The 6,475-nt window shown below is 62.6% G+C and carries 7 protein-coding genes; 5 read left to right on the forward strand and 2 right to left on the reverse strand.

The features are described 5' to 3' along the window. The first annotated feature begins 21 nt into the window (after positions 1–21). From pyk to ftsH, 4 genes are all read left to right on the forward strand, one after another. Positions 22–1,479: a pyruvate kinase gene (pyk, locus tag QZ186_RS00940; RefSeq protein WP_247478646.1), complete on the forward strand. Its 1,458-nt coding sequence runs from the start codon at positions 22–24 to the stop codon at positions 1,477–1,479. Positions 1,480–1,506: 27 nt separating this feature from the next. After that, positions 1,507–2,736, forward strand: a complete 1,230-nt coding sequence (locus tag QZ186_RS00945; protein WP_247478647.1) for an ABC transporter permease — start codon at positions 1,507–1,509, stop codon at positions 2,734–2,736. 106 nt (positions 2,737–2,842) lie between these two features. Then, on the forward strand, positions 2,843–3,094 hold the full coding sequence (locus QZ186_RS00950) for a DUF1830 domain-containing protein (protein WP_296415159.1): 252 nt from the start codon (positions 2,843–2,845) through the stop codon (positions 3,092–3,094). A 111-nt stretch (positions 3,095–3,205) separates the two neighbouring features. Continuing rightward, the gene (ftsH, locus tag QZ186_RS00955) at positions 3,206–5,143 is read left to right on the forward strand and encodes an ATP-dependent zinc metalloprotease FtsH (protein WP_296415161.1); all 1,938 of its coding nucleotides are present in this window, start codon (positions 3,206–3,208) and stop codon (positions 5,141–5,143) included. Between the two features lie 25 nt (positions 5,144–5,168). On the opposite strand, the gene QZ186_RS00960 is transcribed toward ftsH, so the two are convergent. Then, complete coding sequence (locus tag QZ186_RS00960) at positions 5,169–5,360, reverse strand: DUF2256 domain-containing protein (RefSeq protein WP_247478651.1); 192 nt, start codon at positions 5,358–5,360, stop codon at positions 5,169–5,171. 15 nt (positions 5,361–5,375) lie between these two features. Beyond that, positions 5,376–5,966: an ATP-dependent Clp endopeptidase proteolytic subunit ClpP gene (gene clpP, locus QZ186_RS00965; protein ID WP_010317246.1), complete on the reverse strand. Its 591-nt coding sequence runs from the start codon at positions 5,964–5,966 to the stop codon at positions 5,376–5,378. A gap of 102 nt (positions 5,967–6,068) precedes the next feature. Here clpP and psb29 point away from each other — a divergent pair. Next, the coding region (psb29, locus tag QZ186_RS00970; RefSeq protein ID WP_296415163.1) for a photosystem II biogenesis protein Psp29 at positions 6,069–6,475 on the forward strand (407 nt) is incomplete at its 3' end.

The raw sequence follows: 6,475 nt of genomic DNA on the forward strand, positions 1-6,475 counted from the left end.
TTCTCCCTTTGGCGCCCCCGAATGGCCCTGCCCGATCTCACGCGTCGCACCAAGATCGTGGCAACCATCGGTCCCGCCACCGAATCGCCTGAGCAGCTCAGGCGCCTGATTGAGGCCGGTGCCTCCACCTTTCGCCTGAATTTCTCCCACGGCGACCACAGCGAGCACGCAGCGCGGATCAGCACCATCCGCAAGGTTGCCGCGGAGATGGGTGTTCACATCGGGATCCTCCAGGACCTCCAGGGCCCCAAGATTCGCCTGGGCCGTTTCAAGGACGGTCCGATCACCGTTGCCCAAGGCGACCCCTTCACCCTGACGTCCAGGGACGTCGAGTGCTGCCAAACCATCGCCACCGTCACCTACGACAAGTTGGCGGATGAAGTGGTCCCCGGGAGCCGCATCCTGCTGGATGACGGCCGCGTCGAGATGGTCGTGGACCAAGTGGAGCAGTCCAGCCAGACCCTCCACTGCACCGTCACGGTTGGTGGCGTCCTCTCCAACAACAAGGGCGTCAACTTCCCGGACGTGCAGCTCTCCGTCCGTGCCCTGACCGACAAGGACCGCGAAGACCTCGAATTTGGTCTGAGCCAAGGCGTCGATTGGGTGGCCCTGAGCTTCGTGCGCAATCCCTCCGACATGGAGGAGATCAAGGCCCTGATTCGCTCCCACGGCCACAACACACCCGTGGTCGCGAAGATCGAAAAATTTGAAGCCATCGACCAGATGGATGCGCTGCTGCCGATGTGCGACGGCGTCATGGTGGCCCGCGGCGACCTCGGTGTGGAGATGCCCGCCGAGGAAGTTCCCCTGCTGCAGAAGGAACTGATCCGCAAGTGCAACACCCTGGGGATTCCGGTCATCACCGCCACCCAGATGCTCGACTCGATGGTGAGCTGCCCCAGGCCCACCCGCGCAGAAGTCAGCGACGTCGCCAACGCGATCCTCGATGGCACGGATGCGGTGATGCTCTCCAACGAAAGCGCCGTGGGTGATTACCCCGTCGAGGCCGTGGCCACCATGAGCCAAATCGCCCGGCGCATCGAGCGGGACTACCCCAGCCGCAGCAGCGATGGGCAGCTGGCCTCAACCGTTCCGAACGCGATCTCCCACGCCGTCAGCTCGATTGCGAGCCAGCTGGAGGCTGCGGCCATCCTTCCGCTGACCAAGAGTGGATCCACGGCGCGCAACGTCAGCAAATTCCGTCCGAGCACACCGATCCTGGCCATCACCAGCGACAGCAAGGTGGCCTCACAGCTCCAACTGGTCTGGGGCGTGACCCCGTTGCTGGTCTCCGACATGGACAACGCAGCGGCAACCTTTAACCGGGCCATGGAAGTGGCAGCGGAGGCAAACATGCTCAAAGAAGGGGATCTGGTCATTCAGACCGCCGGAACCTTCGCTGATGTCAGCGGTTCGACCGACCTGGTCAAGGTCAGCGTCGTGGGCAAGGGCACCGTTCTCAACCCGAGCATCGTTTAAAACGGGGCTCTGCTGGCCATCCCGGCAATGCCCGCCAAGCTCCCTATGCGCGAGACCGTCGGGATGGCCCTGGCCACCCTGAGGGCCAATCGTCTGCGCTCTCTGCTCACGATGCTGGGCATCGTGATTGGGAATGCCTCAGTCATCACCCTGGTCGGTGTCGGCCGTGGTGCCCAGAACCTCGCCGAGGGTCAGCTCAACACGCTGGGGGCCAACGTCCTCTTTGTCGTCCCGGGCAACAACGACAGCCGTCGCCGCGGAATTGATTTTCCCAAGACCTTGGTTTTGGAAGATGCCGAAGCCATCGCCGAGCAGGTCCCGAGTGTTCGCAGGGTGGTGCCGCAGATCACCCTCAGCGCCGTACTGCAGGCGGGCGCAAAAAGTGCCAGCGCCACCGTTTCAGGCATCAGCCCAGAGTTTTTAACGGTGCGGCGATTTGAAGTGGCCCGGGGCCGCTTCATCGACCAGAGGGACATGGAAGGGGCCCGCAATGTCGTGGTCATTGGACCTGACCTCAAGCAAAAACTTTTGCCCTCTGGCTCCGCGATCGGACAGCGCGTCCGCATTCGCAATCAGGGCTTTGAAGTGATTGGTGTGATGGCGCCGAAAGGTGCTGTCTTTGGCCAAAACCAAGACGAGGCCGCCTACATCCCCCTGACGACGATGGTCAGCAAGCTCTCAGGCCGGGATCCCACCTACGGGGTGAGCCTGAACTTCATCAGCGTGGAGGCCGTGGATGAGGCCAGCACCGGTGCGGCGAAATTCCAGATCACCAACCTGCTGCGCCAACGGCACAACATCCTGCGGGAGGACGACTTCGCTGTCCGCTCGCAAAAAGATGCCCTCTCGATTGTGGGCACCATCACCGGCGGACTCACCTTGATGCTCGCCGCCATCGGTGCGATCTCGCTGTTGGTGGGCGGCATCGGGATCATGAACATCATGTTGGTCTCGGTCAGTGAGCGGACCTCAGAGATCGGACTGCGCAAGGCCATCGGTGCGCGCAGCAGTGATGTCCTGAGTCAGTTCCTCGTTGAGGCCTTAGTGCTCTCCACCTTGGGTGGATTGATTGGAAGCAGCCTGGGCCTCTCCGCCATTGCAATCGTGGCGGCCGTCACACCCCTTCCCGCTGCCATTGGCAGCAGCAGTGTGTTGGTGACGATGGGACTCTCCGGCAGCATTGGGTTGGTCTTTGGCGTGCTGCCGGCCAGGCGTGCGGCTCGACTGGATCCAATCACCGCCCTACGCAGTCTCTAGGGGCAAACCTGAAGGAAATCGAAAGAAGCCTGCGACCTTGAGGGCCGGTCTCATCGACGACAAATCAGGCCGATGAAACAGGCGTCAATAACAGTTCTGATTCCAATTGGTCTTGAACCAGCTCCAGTGTGGGTACCAAAACCGCAGCGATCGGATGGTGATCCTGCGCTGCGTTGGACCCGATCAATTCTTCCTGGAGCGGGTGGTCTTCCCCGTTGAGATCCTGGGATTTGAGGCACCACCGGCCTCTGAAGTCGAGATTTGGAGCCATTCCTTAGGGGGACCAGAACTGCTGGAACGGTTCCTGGCGGAGGAGCTGACCGGCGTGGCTGAGCTTGATTTGCCGCAATCGGCCTAAAGATCAGCCTCGAATGAGAGGGAAAAAGCGCTGCCGCGCCTGAGATCTGCCCAGAACAGGCCGCGCTCGCTTTACACTTGTTAAACATTCAGATCTGCACCTGAGGCGGCCATGAATCAACGCTGGCGCACGATTGCTCTTTGGGTCCTGCCCATCAGCGTCGCTGTCTTCCTCGGCTGGCAAGTCCTGGGCGGCGGTTTCGGTGGAGTCAGCCGGTCCTCGGGAACAACCGTGGCACCGCGCAATGCCGCTGTCGCTCGGATGAGCTATGGCCGCTTCATCGATTACGTCGATGCCGGCCGCGTCACCGCGGTGGACATCTTTGACGGTGGCCGCACCGCCGTTGTTGAAGCCGTTGATCCCGACCTGGACAACCGCGTGCAGCGCCTGCGCGTTGACCTGCCTGGTCTTGCCCCTGAGTTGGTCAACAACCTCAAGGAGCAGGGCATCAGCTTTGACATCCATCCCCCCCGCACCGCGCCTCCAGCGCTGGGCCTGCTGGGCAACCTGCTCTTCCCCCTGCTGCTGATCGGTGGCCTGGTGCTGCTCTCTCGCCGTGGAGGTGGCGGCATGCCCGGTGGCCCCGGTCAGGCCATGCAGTTCGGCAAGACCAAGGCCCGGTTCGCCATGGAGGCAGAAACCGGTGTGATGTTTGACGACGTCGCCGGCGTTGAAGAAGCCAAGCAGGACCTGCAGGAGGTCGTCACCTTCCTGAAGACTCCCGAGCGCTTCACCTCTGTCGGCGCAAAGATCCCCAAGGGTGTCCTCCTGGTGGGCCCTCCTGGTACGGGTAAAACTCTGCTCGCCAAGGCCATCGCTGGTGAGGCCGGCGTGCCCTTCTTCTCCCTCTCCGGCTCGGAATTTGTGGAGATGTTCGTGGGCGTTGGCGCCAGCCGCGTGCGCGACCTGTTCAAGCGGGCCAAGGAAAACAGCCCCTGTCTGATCTTCATCGACGAGATCGATGCCGTCGGCCGTCAGCGGGGCGCCGGTGTTGGCGGCGGCAATGACGAACGGGAGCAGACCCTCAACCAGCTGCTCACTGAGATGGACGGCTTCGAGGGCAATAGCGGGATCATCATCATTGCGGCCACCAACCGCGCTGACGTTCTCGACTCCGCCCTGCTGCGTCCGGGCCGTTTCGACCGCCAGGTTCAAGTCGACGTTCCCGACATCAAGGGTCGTCTGGCGGTGCTGAACGTGCACTGCCGTGACAAGAAGCTGGCCGATGACGTCAGCCTCGAGGCCATTGCTCGCCGGACTCCCGGTTTCTCTGGCGCTGACCTCGCCAACCTCCTCAACGAGGCTGCCATCCTCACGGCCCGTCGCCGCAAGGAAGCCACTGGCCTGGCCGAGATCGATGACGCGGTGGACCGCATCATCGCCGGCATGGAGGGCAAGCCCCTGACCGATGGCCGCAGCAAGCGACTGATCGCCTACCACGAAGTGGGCCATGCCCTGGTGGGCACCCTGGTCAAGGCCCATGACCCAGTCCAGAAGGTCACCCTGATCCCCCGCGGTCAAGCCCAGGGCTTGACCTGGTTCTCCCCCGATGAAGAGCAGATGCTCGTGAGCCGTGCTCAGCTTCGGGCGCGAATCATGGGTGCCCTCGGCGGCCGGGCTGCAGAGGATGTGGTCTTTGGCTATGCCGAAGTCACCACCGGTGCCGGCGGCGACATTCAGCAGGTCGCCTCCATCGCCCGCCAGATGGTGACCCGTTTCGGCATGAGTGACCTGGGTCAGTGCTCGCTCGAGGCCGGCAACCAGGAGGTTTTCCTCGGCCGCGATCTGATGACCCGCAGCGATGGCTCCGACGCCACCGCAGCTCGCGTCGATGCATCCGTGCGCAAGATCGTTCAGAGCTGCTACGAGGAAACGGTCAAGCTCGTGTCCGAACACCGGGCTTGCATGGACCGTGTTGTGGAGCTCCTGATTGAGAAGGAGAGCCTCGATGGCGATGAGTTCCGCGCCATCGTCAGCGAATTCACCACCGTCCCCGAGAAGGAGCGCTTTTCTCCTCTGCTGAGCAGCACAGAAGCTGCCTCGGCCTGAAGCTGAAGCACAACAAAGCCCGCGGTCAACCCGCGGGCTTTTTGCTGTCTAGACGGCAGCGGTCGGAGCAATAAATCACCTGCTCCCAAACCGATGCCCATTTTTTGCGCCATTGGAAAGGGCGCTGGCAGACAGGGCAGATTTTGCTGGGACGTTCACTCGGTGGGCGACCCCGGCCGCCCACCGCTCCGCTGCGTTGACCGCGCCCGCGGGCCATGGAGCCTTCGCTCGATCAGACAGGACGCACGGGGCGCTTGTCGATCACCTTGTCGATCAGGCCGTACTCGACTGCTTCGGCGGGGGACATGAAAAAGTCGCGATCGGTGTCGTCCTCGATGCGGTTCAGGGGCTGACCGGTGCGATCGGAGAGCTCCTGGTTGAGCTTCTTCTTGAGATAGAGGATTTCGTCGGCCTGAATGCGAATGTCGCTGGCCTGGCCCTGGGCCCCGCCCAGGGGCTGGTGGATCATGATCCGCGAGTGGGTCAGGCTGCTGCGCTTGCCCTTGGCACCGGCGCAGAGCAGGAAGGCGCCCATCGAGGCAGCCAGACCAACGCAGACGGTCTGCACATCAGGCTTGATGTGCTGCATCGTGTCGAAGATGCCCAGGCCGTCGTAGACGGAGCCGCCCGGGGAATTGATGTAGAGGAAGATGTCCTTCTCGGGATCCTCGGCTTCCAAGAAGAGCAGTTGGGCAACGATCCGATTGGCGGACTCTGAGGTCACCGGTTCGCCCAGGAAGACGATGCGCTCCCGCAGCAGACGGGAGTAGATATCAAAAGCGCGCTCACCACGGCCCGACTCTTCGATCACGATCGGGATCATGGTCACGGGCGGCCTCTGCAGATGGGCGGATCCTACTGAGGTTCAGCCCTGTTCAGCGTTCTCAGCGAGCTAGGGTCTCCTGAACTTGATGGATGTTTGAGCGTGGGTGCGAGCCTGACCGTTGCCGATAGCAAGCGGGCCTTTCACCAGGCGTTCCCCTACGTCATCGCGCCGCTCTATCGCCGCCTGGTGGACGAACTCCTGGTGGAACTGCACCTGCTGAGCCATCAGAAGGGGTTCCACGCCGATGGCCTCTTTGCCGTTGGTCTGACCCAAGTGTTTGACAGCTTCTCCAACGGTTACAAGCCCGAGGCGCAGCGGGAGCCCCTGTTCCAGGCCCTCTGCAGCGCCAACGGCTTCGATGGGGCAGCCTTCCGTCAAATGGCATCCGACGCCGCTACCCAGGTGGGCCACCACAGCCTCGATGAGGTCAAGGGCTGGTTGAGCAACCGGGGCGAAGGCGCACCTGCGCCAATTGCCGGACTGCTGCACGGCGTGCAGCGCGAAGA

This window comes from Vulcanococcus sp. DEBay_Sum29NL08_54, assembly GCF_017859255.1.
Classification (GTDB): Bacteria; Cyanobacteriota; Cyanobacteriia; order PCC-6307; family Cyanobiaceae; genus Vulcanococcus.